General features: G+C 66.5%; 19 protein-coding genes. 4 read left to right on the top strand and 15 right to left on the bottom strand.

Going from position 1 to position 17638, the window contains the following annotated elements; all coding sequences use genetic code 11:
• Positions 1-170: 170 nt before the first annotated feature.
• The gene (locus tag ACFTZB_RS28340) at positions 171-692 is read right to left on the bottom strand and encodes a thioesterase family protein (protein WP_378436340.1); all 522 of its coding nucleotides are present in this window, start codon (positions 690-692) and stop codon (positions 171-173) included.
• 45 nt (positions 693-737) lie between these two features.
• On the opposite strand from ACFTZB_RS28340, the gene ACFTZB_RS28335 reads away from it, so the two are divergent.
• Entirely contained in the window at positions 738-1286 is a 549-nt protein-coding gene (locus tag ACFTZB_RS28335) for a TetR/AcrR family transcriptional regulator (protein ID WP_378436338.1), read from the top strand.
• Positions 1287-1340: 54 nt separating this feature from the next.
• Here the strand turns inward: ACFTZB_RS28335 and ACFTZB_RS28330 are convergent, their stop codons facing one another.
• The 3 genes from ACFTZB_RS28330 to ACFTZB_RS28320 form a co-directional block, all read right to left on the bottom strand.
• Positions 1341-2357: a hypothetical protein gene (locus ACFTZB_RS28330; RefSeq protein WP_378436335.1), complete on the bottom strand. Its 1017-nt coding sequence runs from the start codon at positions 2355-2357 to the stop codon at positions 1341-1343.
• Positions 2354-3646 (bottom strand): MFS transporter, encoded by a 1293-nt coding sequence (locus ACFTZB_RS28325; protein WP_378436333.1) that lies wholly within the window; start codon positions 3644-3646, stop codon positions 2354-2356. Before ACFTZB_RS28325 ends, ACFTZB_RS28330 begins: the two co-directional genes overlap by 4 nt.
• 129 nt (positions 3647-3775) lie before the next feature.
• Positions 3776-5017 (bottom strand): acyl-CoA dehydrogenase family protein, encoded by a 1242-nt coding sequence (locus tag ACFTZB_RS28320; protein WP_378436331.1) that lies wholly within the window; start codon positions 5015-5017, stop codon positions 3776-3778.
• A gap of 152 nt (positions 5018-5169) precedes the next feature.
• On the opposite strand from ACFTZB_RS28320, the gene ACFTZB_RS28315 reads away from it, so the two are divergent.
• Both ACFTZB_RS28315 and ACFTZB_RS28310 read left to right on the top strand, forming a co-directional pair.
• Positions 5170-5622 carry a MaoC family dehydratase gene (locus ACFTZB_RS28315; protein ID WP_378436329.1) on the top strand — a complete coding sequence of 151 codons (453 nt, stop codon included), beginning with the start codon at positions 5170-5172 and terminating at the stop codon, positions 5620-5622.
• Positions 5623-5641: 19 nt separating this feature from the next.
• On the top strand, positions 5642-6670 hold the full coding sequence (locus ACFTZB_RS28310; RefSeq protein WP_378436327.1) for an NADPH:quinone oxidoreductase family protein: 1029 nt from the start codon (positions 5642-5644) through the stop codon (positions 6668-6670).
• Here the strand turns inward: ACFTZB_RS28310 and ACFTZB_RS28305 are convergent.
• Entirely contained in the window at positions 6633-7679 is a 1047-nt protein-coding gene (locus ACFTZB_RS28305) for a phosphotransferase family protein (RefSeq protein WP_378436325.1), read from the bottom strand. The genes ACFTZB_RS28310 and ACFTZB_RS28305 overlap by 38 nt on opposite strands.
• 122 nt (positions 7680-7801) lie before the next feature.
• On the opposite strand from ACFTZB_RS28305, the gene ACFTZB_RS28300 reads away from it, so the two are divergent.
• Positions 7802-8599 (top strand): SDR family NAD(P)-dependent oxidoreductase, encoded by a 798-nt coding sequence (locus ACFTZB_RS28300; protein ID WP_378436323.1) that lies wholly within the window; start codon positions 7802-7804, stop codon positions 8597-8599.
• 13 nt (positions 8600-8612) lie between these two features.
• Here the strand turns inward: ACFTZB_RS28300 and ACFTZB_RS28295 are convergent, their stop codons facing one another.
• The 10 genes from ACFTZB_RS28295 to ACFTZB_RS28250 form a co-directional block, all read right to left on the bottom strand.
• Complete coding sequence (locus ACFTZB_RS28295) at positions 8613-9326, bottom strand: SDR family NAD(P)-dependent oxidoreductase (protein WP_378436320.1); 714 nt, start codon at positions 9324-9326, stop codon at positions 8613-8615.
• Positions 9323-10645 (bottom strand): PucR family transcriptional regulator, encoded by a 1323-nt coding sequence (locus tag ACFTZB_RS28290; protein ID WP_378436318.1) that lies wholly within the window; start codon positions 10643-10645, stop codon positions 9323-9325. Before ACFTZB_RS28290 ends, ACFTZB_RS28295 begins: the two co-directional genes overlap by 4 nt.
• A gap of 7 nt (positions 10646-10652) precedes the next feature.
• Entirely contained in the window at positions 10653-11573 is a 921-nt protein-coding gene (locus ACFTZB_RS28285; RefSeq protein ID WP_378436316.1) for an LLM class flavin-dependent oxidoreductase, read from the bottom strand.
• A gap of 83 nt (positions 11574-11656) precedes the next feature.
• On the bottom strand, positions 11657-12439 hold the full coding sequence (locus tag ACFTZB_RS28280; protein WP_378436314.1) for an SDR family NAD(P)-dependent oxidoreductase: 783 nt from the start codon (positions 12437-12439) through the stop codon (positions 11657-11659).
• A gap of 44 nt (positions 12440-12483) precedes the next feature.
• The gene (locus tag ACFTZB_RS28275) at positions 12484-12819 is read right to left on the bottom strand and encodes a non-heme iron oxygenase ferredoxin subunit (RefSeq protein ID WP_378436312.1); all 336 of its coding nucleotides are present in this window, start codon (positions 12817-12819) and stop codon (positions 12484-12486) included.
• A 44-nt stretch (positions 12820-12863) separates the two neighbouring features.
• The gene (locus ACFTZB_RS28270; RefSeq protein ID WP_378436311.1) at positions 12864-13367 is read right to left on the bottom strand and encodes an aromatic-ring-hydroxylating dioxygenase subunit beta; all 504 of its coding nucleotides are present in this window, start codon (positions 13365-13367) and stop codon (positions 12864-12866) included.
• A gap of 50 nt (positions 13368-13417) precedes the next feature.
• Positions 13418-14731 carry a Rieske 2Fe-2S domain-containing protein gene (locus ACFTZB_RS28265; protein WP_378436308.1) on the bottom strand — a complete coding sequence of 438 codons (1314 nt, stop codon included), beginning with the start codon at positions 14729-14731 and terminating at the stop codon, positions 13418-13420.
• A gap of 46 nt (positions 14732-14777) precedes the next feature.
• Positions 14778-15056 carry a hypothetical protein gene (locus ACFTZB_RS28260; protein ID WP_124393317.1) on the bottom strand — a complete coding sequence of 93 codons (279 nt, stop codon included), beginning with the start codon at positions 15054-15056 and terminating at the stop codon, positions 14778-14780.
• A gap of 11 nt (positions 15057-15067) precedes the next feature.
• A complete protein-coding gene (locus tag ACFTZB_RS28255) occupies positions 15068-16264 on the bottom strand; it encodes an NAD(P)/FAD-dependent oxidoreductase (RefSeq protein ID WP_378436305.1) in 1197 nt (398 codons plus the stop codon).
• A 94-nt stretch (positions 16265-16358) separates the two neighbouring features.
• Positions 16359-17606: an MFS transporter gene (locus ACFTZB_RS28250; RefSeq protein WP_378436303.1), complete on the bottom strand. Its 1248-nt coding sequence runs from the start codon at positions 17604-17606 to the stop codon at positions 16359-16361.
• Positions 17607-17638 lie beyond the last annotated feature (32 nt).

Below are 17638 nucleotides of genomic sequence, written 5' to 3'. Positions count from 1 at the left end.
GTCGGGGTGCGTCCGATCTCGATGTCGATCATGCATCACTCGCTTCCCCGCGCCCCTGCCACGATGTGTCTCACGACCACCCTGGCAACAAACGTGTCGGCGCCCACAGCGTGTGCGACAGCCGAGAAAGTGAGCGTCAATGGCTGGTGGGAGTCGTCGGTCCGACGCCGTCACCGCGCGGCTCGGGCGCGGACGCCCATCGCGCCGCACACGGGGGCGGGCCAGTCGACGTCGGTGCCGGCCCGTTCCCGGTCGACGGCGTCCGCGACGTCGGCCGCGAACGGGACCACTCGGCGGCTGGTGAGGTCGACGTGGGTCGCGATAACCTCGAGGGTGCTCGCGAGGCGTTCGGTGGTGTCGTCGACGAGAAACGCCATCGCGTGGACGACCTTGTCCGAGCGTTCGATGATCCGCGCGTGCACCGACACGCGGTCGCCGACGTGGACCTCCGCGTAGTAGCGGATGTGATGTTCCGCGGTGAAGAATCCCTGGCCGCGGGTGGTGCGGTAGTCGTCGGTGATGCCCATCCGATCGAACACTTCCGCGATCGCCTGCGCCTCGAGGTCGAAGTAGTGGCGGATGTTCATGTGGCCGTTCTCGTCCTCGTAAGCGGACGGAACGAGCACGGGCCCGCACTCGCGGGGCAGTGCAACCACCTGGAGGTAGGAGGGGATTTCGGCTGGTGACGTCATAGGTCCATAATAACGATCGTTAACAACGAGTGCTAGAATGCAGCTGTGGACCGGAACAGGAAGATCCTCGACACCGCCGCAGAGCTGTTCTACGAAAAAGGCTTTCACGGCACGAGTGTCGATGAACTGGGCTCCCGTGCCGGGCTGAGCGGTCCTGCCATCTATCGTCATTTCTCGGGCAAGGACGAGATTCTGGCCACCCTGTTCGACGAGGCGATGGACGAGTTGATCGGCGCCACCGAGCCGGTGCACGAGGACGCGGATCTCGATCTCCAGCGGATGATCCGCCACCACGCTCTCTATGCTGCCCGGCACCGCCATCTCGTCAACGTCAGCCAGCGTGAGGACCGGTCGCTGGTCGATCCGTGGCGGAAGGCGATCAACCGCCGGCGCAAACAGTACGTCCAGGGGTGGGAGGCTGCGGTGGCGCGGGCGATCCCCGATGCGGCGCCGGCGGAGGTGTCCGTGGCAACCCAGTCCTGCCTGGGCATGATCTTCTCGATCGCGTATTGGCCCGCCAAGGTGACCCGCACGGCCGGGCTGGCCGATCACATGGTGCGGATGGCGACCGAGGGCCTGGACGCTTTCCGGTAATAACACTCTGCCCCTGCACCTATCGGTAGATGCAGGGGCAGAGTCGGTCTCGGGCTATGTCGCGATGCTGGAGCGGTACGTGTAGGACGACGACCGCGACAGGGCGAACTCGAAGATTCCGTAGCCGGTCTGCCCGTTCCACTCGAACGTGCAGCACCGGTCGGTCAGGGCCGAGTCCAGGGTCGTCGGCCCCACGGATCCGTCGAGCGGATAGACGTCGAACTCCTGGACGTCGCGGCCACGGACCTTGCCATGGTGTCCGCCGTAGCCGCCGCCTGCCATGTACCCACCGCCGGCCGAGGCGTCCGCACCGATGCGGTAGGTCGCGCCGCCGGCCGTCACGACCTCGATCGTTCCCCCGGTGAGGTCGTTGCCCGCGGTGAACACCAGGTCGTGCCGGACGTCGGTGATGTCGTCGAGTCGGCCGTCGTCGTGCATGACGGCGCCTTCCAGCAGAATTCGGCCACCGCGACGGTCCTCGACGAGCAGGAACCCGAACGTGCGGTCCGGGAACTGTGCCTGGTACCAGATGTGCAGACCCTGGCCCCCGGACATGGTGCGCACACCGCGGGAGCGGTCCCGCAGTCCGTACCACCCGCCGACGTCGGTGGTGGTTCCGTCGAGGGTGAGTGTGCCTTCGTAGCGGCCGGGCTGGAAGAGATGGTCGAACGACGTGACGTTGCCGTCGGTGTTCTCCACGTCCACCGATCCGAGCCAATACGGTGCCCGGGCGCGCCAGACCAGGTCCAGTTCGAGTCCGGTTTTGTTCTCACCCAGCTGGATTCGCCAGGTCGTGTTGTCCTCGAGCGTCTCCCATCTCAGCGGTCCGACGGAGGCACCGTCGGTCTCGGAGTGTTCGGTGGAGTAGCGGAGGTTGCGCTGCTCGGTCCCGGTGGTGAGGACCACGAAACCGTCCACGACGTTGCGGGGCGGGTAGACCCCGGCACCGAGAATCACTGACGGCGCGGTACGTCCGTCCGGGTGAAGGTTGAACATGAACCGGTCGAAGAACCTCTCCGGCATGTCAGCAGTGGCCCGGGTTACCAGGGCGTCGTGGAATCCGTCGGTCATACGTGCTCCTTTTCTTCGACGGTGACATTGTCGGCGCCGATCTCGCGATGGTCCAGGGTGAAGCGGTAGGAACCCATCAGCAGCAGGCAGGCGATGGCGATTCCGACCAGCACGATGATCGGGAGCGCTCCGGCACGGTAGGAACCGGTGGCGCTGTAGACCTGTCCGAGCAGGAAGATGCCGAACGCCGACCCCTGCGCGTAGAGAAAGTAGATGAATCCCAGCACCCGGCCGTAGGAGTGCTTGGGGAAGTATCGGCTCACCATGTAGGCGGCGAGATCACCTTCGGATCCCAGACCGAGACCGATCAGGGCCGCGCCGACGAACAGCAGGCCGGTCTGCGACGACGTGATCATGAAGAACACCCCGACCCCGCACAGGGCGAAGATGATCGAGCCGATGGCGGGGGCGTAGAACCGGTCCAGCAGGTAGCCCACCAGCAGTCGGGCGCCGATCGACGCCAGGCTGAGAACGGACAGGATCGAGACGGCGGTGCCCTGGCTGATGCCCTTGTCCGTGGTCATGGGCACGACCTGGGACATCAGGCCGAACGTCGCCGAGGACACCAGGAAGATGGCGACGGACAGCAGCCAGAACTGCCGGTACTTCCGCGCCACGGTGAGCAGCGACTCCCCGGCCATCCGGCCTTCCAGACGGGCGGCCTTGCGCTCGGCTTCGTGTTCGGCGGGCATCCGGGTGACGAAGGCGTAGACCGCGGCCGGGATGACCGTGCACAGGGCGCCGATGACCAGGAACGCCATGCGCCATCCGCCGATGCCGAGCATCCAGTTGGCGAGATATGGCATGAGCACCCCGCACGAGCCGAGGCCGGCCATGAGGATGCCCAGCGCCATGCCGCGACGGTCCTGGAACCACGCGCTCACCACGGTCGAGTGCGCCACCGGGTTCACGGCGCCCGCGCCGGCTCCGATGACCACGCAGAGGAGGTAGAAGACGAGTTGGTTGTTCGGCAGGGCGGACATCAGCATCAGGCCGATTCCGAACGCCAGCGACATCGGAACCGAGGGGATCTTGGGACCGTACCGGTCGATGAGGAAGCCCAGGATGACGATGCTGATACCTACCAGCACCGTTTCGATGGACAGGCCGTTGCTGATGACGCTGCGTTCCCAGCCGAATTCCTCGGTCATCGGCTTGCCCAGGATGTTGAACAAGACGTTGACCGCGGTCGTGCCGAACAACAGGGTCAGAAAGCCTGTCACCACATACCACCAGCGGTTCAGATGCCGCGTGGGCGCCTGCGAACCAGTCGTGCCGACTGCGCTCATGGAAGCTCCTGTCGATTGATATCGGTAGTCGGGGGCGGCGATGCCGCGCAGGGGATCCACGGTGAGTGGCTTCCGTCACAGATAACACCATATGGACAGTCCAAAGTAAAGGACAGTCCAAAAGGATGACTAGCGACGCGACGAGAAGTCGAACATCCTGCTCGCGATGCGGCGCAGCTGCAGCTCGTCCGTGCCCTCGGTGATGCGGTAGCGGCGGTGGTGGCGGTAGATGTGCTCGAACTGCTTGTGGCGGGAGTATCCGACGCCGCCGTGGATCTGGATCGCGCGGTCGGCCGCCCGGCACGCGAGCTGGTTGCTGCGCAGGTTCACCATCGCCACCTTGTCGGTGACGGCCGTCTTCCCGAGCTCGTCCATCATTGCCGCGGTCTTGTAGATCGTGTTGCGGATCAGTTCTGCATCGGTCTGGAGTTCCACCAGTTGCCACTGGATTCCCTGGTGCTCGTGCAGCGGCTTCCCGAAGACGACGCGCTCCTGGGCGTACTTCACGCTCTCGTCGATGCAGTACTGCGCCGCACCGAGCGACGACGCCGCCTGCCGGATCCGGTTCTCGTGGACGAACAGTTGAGCGCAGTCGAGGCCGCGGCCGACCTCCCCGACCACGGCGCCTCCCGGGACCCGCACGTCGTCGAGATGGACCTCGGAGTGATCGCTGGGCATGTTGAACGTCCAGTGGTTGAACGGAACGGAGAAGCCCGGCGCGTTCGTCGGTACCAGGAATGCCGTGATCCCGTCGGCCTTGCCTGCCTGCCCGGACGTGCGCGCGAACACGAGGTCGACCTCGGAGCAGTCGACGAGGCTGTTGAAGCGCTTCGCCCCGTTGATGATCCAGTCGTCGCCGTCTCGCCGGGCCATCGTCTCCAGGTACGTCGCGTCGCTGCCGTGTCCGGGCTCGGTGAGGCCGAATGCGATCTCGATGTCGCCGCGGATCAGTGGTTCGAGGTACTGCTCCCGCTGTTCGTCGGTGCCGTACTCGTGCAGCACGAGGGCGAGCGGCAAGTTCGCGACCACCGATGCCTCGTCGGCGTGGGGGAAGTGCAGACCGGAGCCCCTGGTGAGAAGGTGTTCGCGGACGACGGCCATCGCGAGGTTGCTCCCGTCGTTGCCGCCGAGCGCCCGGGGCAACGGGAACCGGAAGAACCCGGCGGCGTCGGATCGGCGCCGCGCCTCGAGCAGCAACTCGCGCCACTCCTGCTTGGGGAACCCGTCCCGTTCCCAGTCGGTGCGGGCGTACTCGCGGCGGTGGTCGAAGAACTGCGGGTGCTTGGCCTCGAGCGGGCTGATCTCGCGATCGATGAACGCGTCGAGGTCGGTGACGAACTGCTGCACATCGTCGGGAATGGTCCAGTCCATAGGGCGTCCTCCGCTTCGGTTTCCTGATGCATCGGACGGTAGGGAGCGGCGGCACCCACGGCCACGAGGCCGCCGCGCCGCACTGTTGATTTCTCCAGTGCCCGGACCGACTCGTCCTGTGGACGTCGCGGTCGCCGTGGTTGCATGCGGCCATGCTGAAGCTGAACGGGATCGACGAATTGGTCGCGCGGGTCGGCACCGACCTCGGCGCGACGGACTGGTACGCCGTGACCCAGGACCGGATCACGGCGTTCGCCCACGACACCGAGGACTTCGAGCGGATCCACCTCGACTCCGAGCGGGGCCGGGAGGCCGGATTCGGCGGCACGATCGCCCACGGAATGTACACACTCTCGCTCGGGCCGAGGTTCCTGTACGAGATCTTCGCGATGACCGGGCACTCGCTGGGGCTCAACTACGGTTTCGACACGGTGCGCTTCCTGAACCCCGTCCGGGTCGGTTCCCGGATCCGCATGACGGCGCGACTGCAGGATGCGCGACCGATCGACGGCGGGTATCGGTTCACGATCCGGCAGACCTTCCAGATCGAGGGTCACGACAAACCTGCCTGCGTCGCGGACGCGGTCGTGGCCTACTTCCACTAAAACAGAAGGAGTGACGTTCATGCGCGCAGTCGTCGTCGAGGAACTGACCGGTCCGGAGGCCGCGACGTTAACAGCGGTACCCGAACCGCACGGCGCCCACCCCCGGGCGGACGGGCAGCGACTGCTCGTCGACGTGCACGCCGCCGGCCTGTCGTTCATCGACCCCCTGCAGACCTGGGGGAAGTACCAGAACGGCGTGCCCACACCATACGTATGTGGCAGCGAGTTCGCGGGTGTCGTGGTCGAGGCACCGGTCGGCACCCACCTCCAACCGGGCGACCGGGTCGGCGGAATCGTGTGGCACGGCGCGCTCGCCGAGCGGGCCCTGGCACTGCCCGACTACACGGTGAAGATCCCGCCGTCGATGTCGTTCGTCGAAGGCGCGGCGCTCTACATGAACTACTCGACGTCCTGGTACGCGCTGCACCGGGCCCAGGCTCGGCCGGGCGAGTACGTGCTCGTCCACGGCGCGGCGGGTGGGGTGGGCACCGCGGCGCTCGACCTCGCGGACACGTTCGGGGTGAAGGCGATCGCCGTCGTGTCCAGCGACCGGAAGGAGGAGGTCGCGCGCCACCACGGCGCGCACGCGGTGGTGCGGTCGGACGGGCCGTGGCTCGACGAGGTGCGCGCCCTCACCGACGGGCGCGGCGTGCACGTGGTGATCGACCCGGTGGGCGGCGACCGGTTCACCGACTCGCTCCGCGCACTGCGCCAGGGCGGGCGACTCGTGGTCGTCGGATTCACCGGCGGCTCGATTCCCACCGTCAAGGTCAACCGCCTGCTCCACCGCAATCTCACCGTCACGGGAATCACCATGGACAACATGGAAACCGAGTATCCCGGGACTTTGCGGATGGTCCGGGACGCCGTCGAGTCACTGGCCGCCGAGGGACGGATACGCCCGTATGTCGGGGCCACGTTCCCGCTCGAACAGTCGGCGGCCGCACTGCGTGCGCTCGATGACCGGGCCGCGCTCGGCAAGGTCGTCGTCGAGGTGGTACCCCGCGGTGTTACCTCTGAGGTGCCACCCGTGCGCCGAGGACGGTGAGGCCGCGCTCGACCACCTCGGCGAGGCTCTCCGCGGCGACGACCAGGGCGGGGTCCGGGTCGGGGCGCCTCCGGTTGCGTTTGACGAAGACCGACATCGTCGACGCCGTCTTGTAGTAGCAGTAGGCCAGGAACCAGTCCAGGTCGGGAACCGGACCGTCACGCTCGGCGCGATAGGCCGCGAGGAGTTCGCCGCGCGACGGCATCCCGGTTCCCGCCGCGACGTCAGCTGCCGGACGGGACCGCCGGAACCGGTGCGCGGGGTCGGTGTGCATCAGCAACCACGCCAGATCGGTGCGGGGATCGCCGACCGACCAGATCTCCCAGTCGATGATCGCGGCGAGGTCGTCGCCCGCGAACAGCATGTTCGCGAGCCGGTAGTCGCCGTGCAGCAGGGTGGGAGCGACCGGTGCGGGGATGCGGTCCGCCAGCGCGGCGTGCAGTTCGGCGTGACGAGGCGCGATGTCGTCGTCGACGGTGTCGAGCAGGCGCTGCCAGCGTGCAAGTTCTTCCGCGACGGTGACCACCGGTTCGTCCCCGACTCCCAGCGCGACGGGGTCGAGGTTCTGCATCCGCGCGAGCATCCCTGCGGCTCCGTGGGCGCGGACGGCAACCGTGTCAGCGGAAGGCGGGGAGCCGGCTTCGTCGAGGAGAGGTTCGTAGGACTGTCCGTCGACAAGGGTCATGCCGAAGAACGGTGGCCGTTCGTGTGTTCCGCTCTCCTCGAAGAGGATCGCCGGCACCCGGACGCCGGGTGCCGCGCCGAGGAGACGGATGATCCGCGCCTGCCGGAGGACGTCGCGGTTGCGGACCGGTTCCAGTCCGGGCGGTGCCATCTTGAGGACGACGCCCGCGTCGGGCAGGCCGGGGCGGCTGAGCACGGCCCGGTAGGTCAGGCTCGACACCCCACCCGGCAGCGCCGAGGACGCCGAAATTGCGGCTCCCGGCCATCGGCGATCCGCGGCCGCCGTCGCCCGTGTGGTCAGCGTGTTCACGTCGAATTCCGTCACGACTCCACGATCGGGCCGGTCGGCCGGTACCGCAAACACGCGAGCCGCTGTCACTGAAGAAATCCACAGTGCTCCCTCGGCGGTTGCTTCGGATGATCTCCGGTGCGTGGTAGAGCTTGCCTATGACATCGATCAGCGGATATCGGTCCCGGAACGATGCTGGGCTGGAGCGGTTCTCGTTGCACGGCAAGGTCGTGGTGGTGACCGGGGCGTCGTCCGGTCTCGGTGTGGCCTACGCGCTCGCCCTGGCTCGCGCGGGTGCCGACGTCGTCCTCGGGGCGCGGCGTGGAGACAAACTGGCCGAGACCGCGGAGCAGGTGCGGAAGTACAACCCCCGCGTGGTGGCGGTGGAGACCGACGTGACGCAGGTGGACCAGTGCGACCGCCTCGTCGAAGCCGCCGTCGAGGCATTCGGGCGGGTGGACGTCCTCGTCAACAACGCGGGCACCGGCGGTGAATACCACCCCGTGACGGAGGATCCGCCCGACCATTTCCGGTCCGTCGTCGACGTGAACGTGCACGGCTCCTACTGGATGATCCAGGCGTGCGCGCGGGTGATGGGCCGCGGCAGTTCGATCGTGAACGTCTCCAGCGTCATGGCGCTCACGACGGCGAAGATGCCCGCCGCCGCGTACAGCGCGAGCAAGGCGGCCGTTCTCGGGCTGACCCGCGACCTCGCCGCGCAACTCGGTCCGAGCGGAATCCGGGTGAATGCCATTCTGCCGGGTGTCTTTCCGTCCGAGGCGACGGCGCACTACAGCGAGAACTACAAGCGCAAGATCGTCGACGCGCGGATACCCCTCGGACGGATCGGTGACCCCGCGGACATCGCCGCGGTGGTGGTGTTCCTGGCGAGCGACGCGTCCGCGTATGTCACCGGGGTGAGTCTGCCCGTCGACGGCGGCGTGCTGGTGAACTGAGCACGCGCGAACGCTATCGGTGCTGCGCCACCGAGGAGGTCACGGTGCGGGTGTTGAGGCCGTCGCCCGCGTCGACGGTGAGGAACTGGCCGGTTACGCTGCGAGCGGTGGGGGAGGCGAAGAACGCGACGGCGTCGGCGATGTCGGCCGGGTCGACGAATCCGTTGGGCATCGACGCGAGCCACGCGTCCTGGATGTCCTGGGGCATCGACAGGATGCCGGAACTCGCGGTCATCCCGGGCAGGACGGCGTTGGCGGTGATGCCGAGTGCGACGTTCTCGGCAGCAACGGTCTTCACCAGACCGAGCAGGCCGGCCTTCGTGGTGCTGTACGACACCTGGGCCGGCATGCCCTGCGTGCCTGCGGTACTGGAGATGACGACCACGCGGCCGTATTCCCGTTTGCGCATCCCCGGTAGGCACTGCTGGAGTACTCGGAAGGTCCCGGTGAGGTTGACCTCGAGGTCCTTTCGCCACTTGTCGATCGACAGACTGTGTGCGGCGCCGAACATCGTCGTCAGACCGGCATTGGCCACGTAGACGTCGATGTCGTCGAGGGGCGGCAGTTCGTCGCTGGACATGTCGGCCTGGTACGTACACCCGGATGCGCGGTCGAGCGTGACCACCTCCATCCCGTCGGCTTCCAGTCGGGCGACGATGGCCTTGCCGATGCCACCCTCACGTGCGGCACCGGTCACCAGTGCCTTGCGGCGGTGCGGGTCGGTCATGCGGATCTCCGTTCGTCGGGCAGCGCGTTGTTTTCGTTCCACTTGTCTGCGCAACGGCTTTCGAGGTGGAAGGCCGGATGGTCGCGAAGTCGGAGGACGAGAAGCGCGGTGTGGATGCTCAGTTGATGCGACGCGTCACCGGTGACGTCGAGGCCGGTGAGGGCGTGCACTCGCGACAACCGGAGGCGCACCGTGTTCTCGTGCACACCCAGACGCGTGGCGGTGCGGCGCATGCCGCGATTCTGCTCGAACCAGACTGCCAGGGTGCGAATCAGTTCGGTCGACGTCGCGTCGTCATCGAGGAGAGGGCCGAGCATGTCGTCGATGTAGTGCCGGATGGCGGAGATCTCGCCGTTCGCGAGGAACAGGCGGGCCGGGCCCAGATCGTCGACGGCGAGAACGCGATGTCCCGTTCCGTGGGTGAAACGGTCGATGCAACGCACCACCTCCCGTGCCTCGCGGTAGGCGCGGGTGAACGAATCGGGATCGTACACGGACGATACCCCGGCGATCAGACCTCCCGTCGGGCTCAGTGCGGCGGCCGCCGCACTGAGGGTCGCGGTGATGCGCCGGACGACGGTCGGGGACGCGACGTGCTCCGGTGCCTCGATGAGTAGGAGGATTCCCTCCGAACCGCGAGTCGACAGCACCTCCATGCCGAGAGCACGCTCGGTGTGCTCGGCGAGGGAGCGGTCGAGATCGTCGGGCGCGCCGTCGGATTCGCGGACATACACCAGGGACCGGCGGGCGTGGACGTTCACGCCGAGGTATTCGGCACCGGCCGCGAGATCGGCCCAGGCGCCGGAGCCGCGAACGAGTTGGCGGGCGAGTGCGGACCGCGCATTCCAGGCCACCCGGGTGATGCGACGCTGAGTAAGGAATTGCGCGCCGATGCGGCGGGCACAGCGGAGGGTCACGTACTCGTCCGTGGGATGGAACGGCGTGGGTTGTTCGTCGACGACGAGCCATCCGAGGTGCTCGCCGCGTTCGACGATCGCGCTGAGGATCTTGCGCCGCGACAACCCGGTGCCGAGTTCGGCCGGCAACAGCACGGGTTCCGCGCTGGTCGGGGTGATCGCGTGCTCGCGCACGATCTCGCGCAGTGGTGGGAACGTGGTCTGCCTCCCGGCATCGGGCCGGGAGGACGCGACGACGTGTCCCTGGCGGTCGAAGAGGGTGACGGCTTTGCCGGTGGCCTCCGAACAGACCCGGACGATCGCGGACAGGCAGTCGACGGCGACCGCGGCGTCGTCGAGAAGCTCGTCCAACGCGCTGAGCGGAAGGTGCCTACGGTCGGTGTGCTCGTCGGAGGTGGACATCACACGGTCAGCGGTGATGGGTGAGCAGAAGTGTGCGGACAGACGCCGCGTGCTCGATCGCCGCCTCCATCGACGTCGTCGCCGGCACCAGAGTGATGTTGTCCGCACCTGCCTCGACGAACGAGTTCAGCCACTCGGCCACCTGCTCGGGTGTTCCGGCGGGGGCCAGATGGCGGAATTTGTCGCGCGGCAACTGGTACAACGCCTGCATCTTCTCGCCGACGAGCCGGTCCGCGACCGCGGCATCCTTGTCGAGCCCGCACCAGACGTTGACGCCGAACGAGTCGGGTGCCCGGTCTTCCTTCGCTGCCGCATCGAGAATGGCGGTACGGGTCTCGGCGAACCGGCGTGGAGTGCAGAAGATGCCGAGCCAGCCGTCGCCGTAGCGGGCGGTGCGGCGGATGGCGGATTCACCGCGGCCACCGATCAGAATCGGCACCGCCGGCTGCGGCGCAGGCAGGATGCGTGCCCGGTCGAGGGTGAAGAATTCACCATGGTGGGTCACTTCCTCGCCGGTGAGGACGGCGCGCAGCACCTCGAGCGTCTCGTCCAGGCGCCGGCCACGAGTGCTGGGGTCGACCCCGCTGTTCGAGATCTCGGAGCGGTCCTCACCGCCCACGCCGGCGCCGAGGACCAGCCGTCCGGGTGCGATCTGCGACAGCGTCGCGATCTGGCGCGCGGCGAGCATCGGGTGACGCAGGCCGAGCAGGTAGACGCCGATGATCACCGACAACGTGTCGTGGCTGGACAGGACGGACGTGGCCGAGACCATGCCGTCGAACCCGGTTCCGCCGTGGAAGCTGATGTGGTCGCCGACGGTGATGTGGTCGAGACCCGCCTCCGCCGCGGAATCGAGGAGCAGTCGCCGATCGGCGGGCTTCGGGACGAGGAGTGCATCTGTGACCGACAATCCCACTCTGATCGACACCCTGATCTCCTCTCATGCGAATGGACTGACCATAAACTCAACCGCGGGGCTCTGGCAAGGGGCGGGTTGGGGCAACCGATTGGTCAGAGCATCGAACTGCCACCGTTCACGCTGATCACCTGACCGGTGACGTAGGACGCCTCCTCCGAGGCGACGAAGGCGACTGTGGCCGCGACTTCTTCGACGGTCCCCGGTCGATCCATCGGGATGAGGTTGCGCATCTGGGCACCGAAGACCGCCATGTCCTCTTTCACTTCAGGAGCCGCGGACGCCAATTTGGCTGCGGCCTCTGGTGTCTCGATCCACGCGGGGGCGACCGTGTTCACGGTGATTCCGGAATGCGCGAACTCCCGTGCCAGTCCGGTTCCGAACGCATGGACCCCGCCCTTGGCGGCGTTGTAGATCGCGTGCCGGCACAGACCGTTGCGCACGGATTCCGCTCCTATGTGCACGATCCGGCCGTAACCGGCGTCCACCATGTGGGGCAGCGCTTCTAGAGTGGTGTACAGAGTCGTCCAGAGATTGCGGTCGATGGTGGCCCGCAAGGTCTCCTCGGTGTGGTCGAAGGTGGGAAGGATGACGCCACCGCCCGCGCAGTTCACCAGCACGTCTACCGCGCCGCGTTCCGTGACAGTCCGTCGGACGAGTTCGGCGGCGTCCTCACGTTGTGAGAGATCTCCGACGATGGTGATCACCGACGCCGCGTTGCCGGGGCGAAGGTGCTCGGCCACCGCCTCCACCGCGTCGGCACTGATGTCCCCGAGGACGAGGTCCGCCCCCTCGTCTGCGAGTCGCACGGCGATGGCGCGGCCGATGCCGCTGCCGGCCCCGGTGACAACCGCAGTCCGGCCCTTGAATCTGTTCATGTGGGGTACTGCCTTCCGCTGGAATATGTGGGACGCGAGAGTGTTCAGTCTTCGTTCGTCGCTATGTACACCCGGCCGTCGGTTACCACGGTCCGGTACTTCGTCAACGCCAGCACCGCGGGAAAACACAAGGGTGCTCCGGTACGGACATCGAAGCGGGCCATGTGAAGCGTGCAAAGTACCTCGTGCCCCTCGAGTTCGCCCTTCTCGCCGAGCGACCATTTCTCGTGACTGCAGGAATCGGAGGTCGCGTAGAACTCGCCGTCGACCCGGTAGACGGCGATCCCGCCATCCGCCTCCAGTCGAAGGGTTTCACCGTCGGTCAGATCTTCCTCGTCGCACGCGAAGATCAGTGCTGCGGTTGATATTTCCGGTGCCATGATGGGCCCTCTCGTGATGCGCGGATACGGTGCGCGGTGACAGTTCAGATGATGAAACTGATCTTGCCCTGGGGATCGAGCATGTCGTGAGCGAGAACGGCCCGCTTCCGGCGGATCAGGAAGGAGGTACCTCGAGGTGTCAAGTCGTAGTCGTAGCGGCCGACGTACGTGTCGAACTTGCCGGCTTTCGCGCGGTTGATGATGAAATTGGCTGTTACGAAGATCGACTCGCCGGTTTGGTCCAGGATTCGCACGTTGCCGACGATCCGACTGGTCTGTGAATGGGGAAATTCGGCATGCGCCTCCGGCTTCTTGAGACGAATCACCCTCTGCTCGAGCATGGTGCGGCCGTCGTGGATGAGTGACCACGTGAGACCGGGGTCCGCGTCCGGCCGATCCGTGGCGGGCACTTCGTACGTGCAGTCGAGTGTGAACAGGTCGAGCCACTCCTCGAGCCGCCATTCATCGATCAGGCCGGCTTCGTGGAACAGGAATTCCTCGACGGCGTTGCGCGTCGTGATGGTTGGTGTCTCTGACACGGAAGTCATGGGGGTGTCCTTCTGAGGTGACTGGCGGATAGGAGGCTTATCGAACGAGGTCAGGCGTCGGCAGCCTGCTTGTCGAAGGGAACGAACGACGTGCCTTCGGTGGGGAGTTGCTGTCCGGTGATGCGCCGGTTCCATTCCCGCCACCAGGACCGCATCTGCAGTTCGTCGTTGGCCGCCGGCACGGGCTTGCCCATTCCCTTCGACACGTCGGACCAGCCGACCTCGCCGCGTGCACCGAACCCCTTCTGCGCCTGTTCGAGGGCCTCGACGTCGTCGGGGGTCGCGAGACCCGCCGGTCCCCAGAAGGTGAGTGCATTGTTGATGCGGTATCTGACGAACTCCTCGTCGACACCCTTGGGGATGATCTGCCAGCCGGTGACGAGTGTCTCCGATGAACTCACCGGGTAGAACGTGCGCAGCGTCAACCCGAAGCTGAGATCGATCAGGATGAGGCTGGGAAAGAACACCGAATTTCGCGCCAAACCGAACATCGCGTTGGCATAGTTCTCACCGAAGGACTGTTCAGCCTGCGACCGCAGGCCGGCGAGGGTCCGCTTGACGCTGTCGGTGGCCAGGGGAAGTCCGTTGGCCGGATACATCAATGTGGCGTGCCCGTTGGGGAATTCGGTACCCATACCGGCGGGCGCCACACCGTTGACGGTCTCCTTGCCCAGCATCGGTGGAGTGGCACCGAGTTCCATAATCATTTCGAAGTAGGTGTGGTGAACGGACTTGGCGTGATACCCGTCGATACTGTTCTCGACGAGGAGCTTCCAGTTGGCTTTGAGTGAGTACTTGTGGGTTCCCTCCAGGATCGCGACGCCTTCGGGGGACTGATCGGCTGCCAGATCGATGAAATAGCGGGCGTCGCCGAGGTACGTCAGCAGATCAGGCGCGTCGGGATCGAAGTTCACGAAGTAGAGCCCCCGGTAGGAGTCCACCTGGGCCGGGGACTGCAAACCGTTGTACACGGCAGCCGGCTCGCTCTTGTAGTCCTCGTTGCCGGGCACATTGACCAACTCGCCCGAGTTCCGGTACGCCCAGCCGTGGTAGAAGCAGGTGAAGATCTTCGCATTGCCGGAGCTGTGCCGACAGACGGAGGATCCGCGGTGCAGGCAGGTGTTGAGCAGCACCCGGACGTCACCGTGGCGGTCGCGGTTGAAGATCACCGGTCGGCCGCCGACGTCGCGGGTCTGGAAGTCGTTCTTGCCGGGTATTTCGGACTCGTGTCCGACGTACAGCCACGTCTTGTCGAAGATCTCTTTGCGCTCGCGCTGCAACACGTCCTCGGAAGTGAAGGCTTCACGGTTGACCCGGAAAAGGTTGTTCTCGCGGTCGTCGATGATGAATTGCTCTGCGGTCATGGGGCTGATCCGTTCTGGTGAGTGAGGGCCGCGCCGGCGGCGTGAGTCAGTGGTGGTCGGCGACGCTGGGATCGGTGGTGGTGAGGTCCCGGAAGAGCCAACTGTCGGGATCGGAGCCGGTGGCCGGGACGACCAGCACGGCCGTGGGGCCGATTGCCATCCAGTTCCGTCCGTCGTCGTCCGGCTCGGCGGGCAGGATCTCCACGGTGGTGAAGACTTCGTTGCTGAGGTCGTGCGTCCCGATGATCACGTTGACCTTGCAACCCTCGGTTTCGATGTGGAGGATCTTGTCCGGACCACCCTTGAAATGCTGGATCTGACGCATGGTTGCCCTCCTTATCGGGCCGGTGTCTGTTCGCCGACGAGGTCCGCGAGACTCCCGCCGCGACGGTGGTTCTTGCGGAACGCAGCGACTGCTCTGGGGTCGTTGACGCTGACCTGGGCGATCGGGTTGTGGTCGGCGTCGGTGTAGACGGCACGGAAGCGGCCCTCCGCGATCGCCCCCTCGCGATGGGCGAGTTCACCGAGCGAGGGCCTCCCGACTATCTGGATCCGGGAGCCGTACTGGTCCGACCACACGTACGGAAGCTGCGGTGCAGGGGGTTCGGCACCGGTCACGATCGCGGCGACCGCATCGGCCTGTTCGCCGGCGTTGGTCCAGTGTTCGATGCGCGCCCGGACTCCCAGCAGCGGATGTCGACGCAGGGCGAGGTCGCCGATGGCAAAGATCGACGGGAATCCCTCCACCTCGAAGGCGTCGCTGCAGTGCACCCCGCCGTCGATGGGAAGCCCACTGTCCTCGAGCCACTGAGTGTTGGGTACTGCGCCGACGCCGACGACGACGAGGTCCGCCGGTACTTCGCTTCCGTCGGCAAGGACGACGCCCTCGACGTGCTCACTGCCCCGGAAACACTCCACCCGCGCTCCGGTGATGAGCTGGGCACCGCCGAGTGTGTGGATCGACGCGATTTCGCGTCCGACCTCGTCGCCGAGAACCTGACTCATCGGGATCTCGAGTGCCTCGATCAGGGTGACGTCGAGGCCGCGCCCCCGCGCCGCGGACGCAAATTCGGCGCCGATGAAGCCTGCGCCAATCACCGCCACCCGAGGTCTGCCGGTGAGAGCTTCTCGCAGGGCCGTAGCGTCGTCGAGCGTTCGCAGCGTGTGAACCCCCGCCGGCACGGCGGGAACGGGGAGAGTGCGTGCGTGAGCACCGGTGGCGATCACCAACTGCTCGTACGAGAACTGCTCACCGGTGTGGGTGACTACCACCCTCCGTACCGGGTCCAGAGCGGTGGCTCGCACGCCCAGCCGGACGTCGAGGGCGAATTCCGCTGCGAGCTCCGGTGTGAGGAGCCGCGGAACATCCGTGGCGTGTCCCTCGGCCAGGAGGTCCTTGGACAGAGGGGGTTTGTCGTACGGCCAGTGCTCCTCGCTCTCCAGGAGCATGATGCGCCCGGCGAACCCGCGCTGCCGCAATGCGATTGCTGTTCTGGTGCCTGCAACCGAGGCGCCGACGATCAGGAAGGACATAGTCGAAACGTAGCCACGTATCACGCCCGGGTGGTGTGCAGTTCCGGCGGCTGGAACCGCGACCTGGTGACGAGTCGGCGAGCATGCAGCCTGGCTAGCGTCGACTGACGCCCGTCCGCGGCAGGATCCGCAGAATGACGGCACCTGCAACGTTGGCGGCGACGGCTGCCGCCGCCACGCCCAGCAATGTGGCAGTCGTGCCGATCGCATGGGAACTGTGCAGCCATGCGATCGCCGTCGGTAGTCCGAACCCCAGGTAACCCAGGCAGTAGACCCGGCCGGTCATCGTCCCCAGCCGGCCGGGCGGGGCCAATCGCTCGCAGTCACGCAAGCACCCGACCAACGTCAATCCGTATCCGATGCCCAGCACGGATGCCGCGACCACGACCAGCCAGATCGACGCGGTTGCGGCGGCAACGGCGGCGGCGAGCGTGCCGGTCACGAAGAGTGTCAGTCCGATCCTGCGGGCCGGGCCCGATCGTCCCGCCGTGTGCCCGACGAGTCGCTGCGCGACGAAGCCCAGTCCCAAACTCAGTAGACACAGCAGTCCGGAGAACGCTGTGTCGAAGCCTTCCAGCTGAGGTGCCACGATGGGCGGGAGCACCGCGTAGGCGATGCCGAGGGCGCCGAAGATCCACGGTGCCGCGGGTATCACCAGGAGGTGGAATGCGCGGGGAAGTGGTATTCGATTCCTCTCCAACGGTTCTGGCCGAGCGTGCACCGTGCTTGTCGTCGGCGATCGCGTGATCAGCACGGCTACTGCTGCGCAGAGCGCCCCGTGCAGCAGAAAAGGCGCGGTGGTCGGTGCGGGAACCCACTGGGCGAGGACGCCCGCGGAACCTGCACCCATCGCGAAGCCGCTCGTCAGGCTCATGGCCGACGCTCGTGGAGCACGGCCGGGTGTGGTGGTCAGCGAGTCGAGCGCCAGCCCGCCGACCACCATCCCGATCCCCAGGGCCATGCCGGTCGCCATTCGCCCGGCGAACATCAGTGCGGGGTCGTGTGACCCGGCAGCGACCAGGATCGAACCCAGCGCGCTGGCGGGTACGGCGAGAACGAGGGGAGTCCGGGTGCCCCAGCGGGCGGCCAGCCGATGCGCAAGGAGGAGCGACGGGATCAGGCCGATGACATACGCGAACAGCAGTGTGTTCACGGCGAGTTCGCTGAACCCGCGTTCCGCCCGGTACATGGTCAGTAGCGGAGTGAACTGATTGCCGCCCCACGCGACCACGAACATTGCCGCACAGAGTGAAAACCAGTTCCGGTCGCGATGCCCGGCTTGCAGCGATCTTTCCGGGGCAGGTGGTGATATTTCGGCCGGTACGGACTGCGGTCGGGGCATCGGACACTTCCTGGATTGGCGGAGGCGGAAAC

The organism is Rhodococcus sp. NPDC057014 (assembly GCF_042673295.1).
In the GTDB taxonomy this organism is placed as follows: domain Bacteria; phylum Actinomycetota; class Actinomycetes; order Mycobacteriales; family Mycobacteriaceae; genus Rhodococcus_F.
This window is presented reverse-complemented; position numbering and strand designations above follow the sequence as displayed.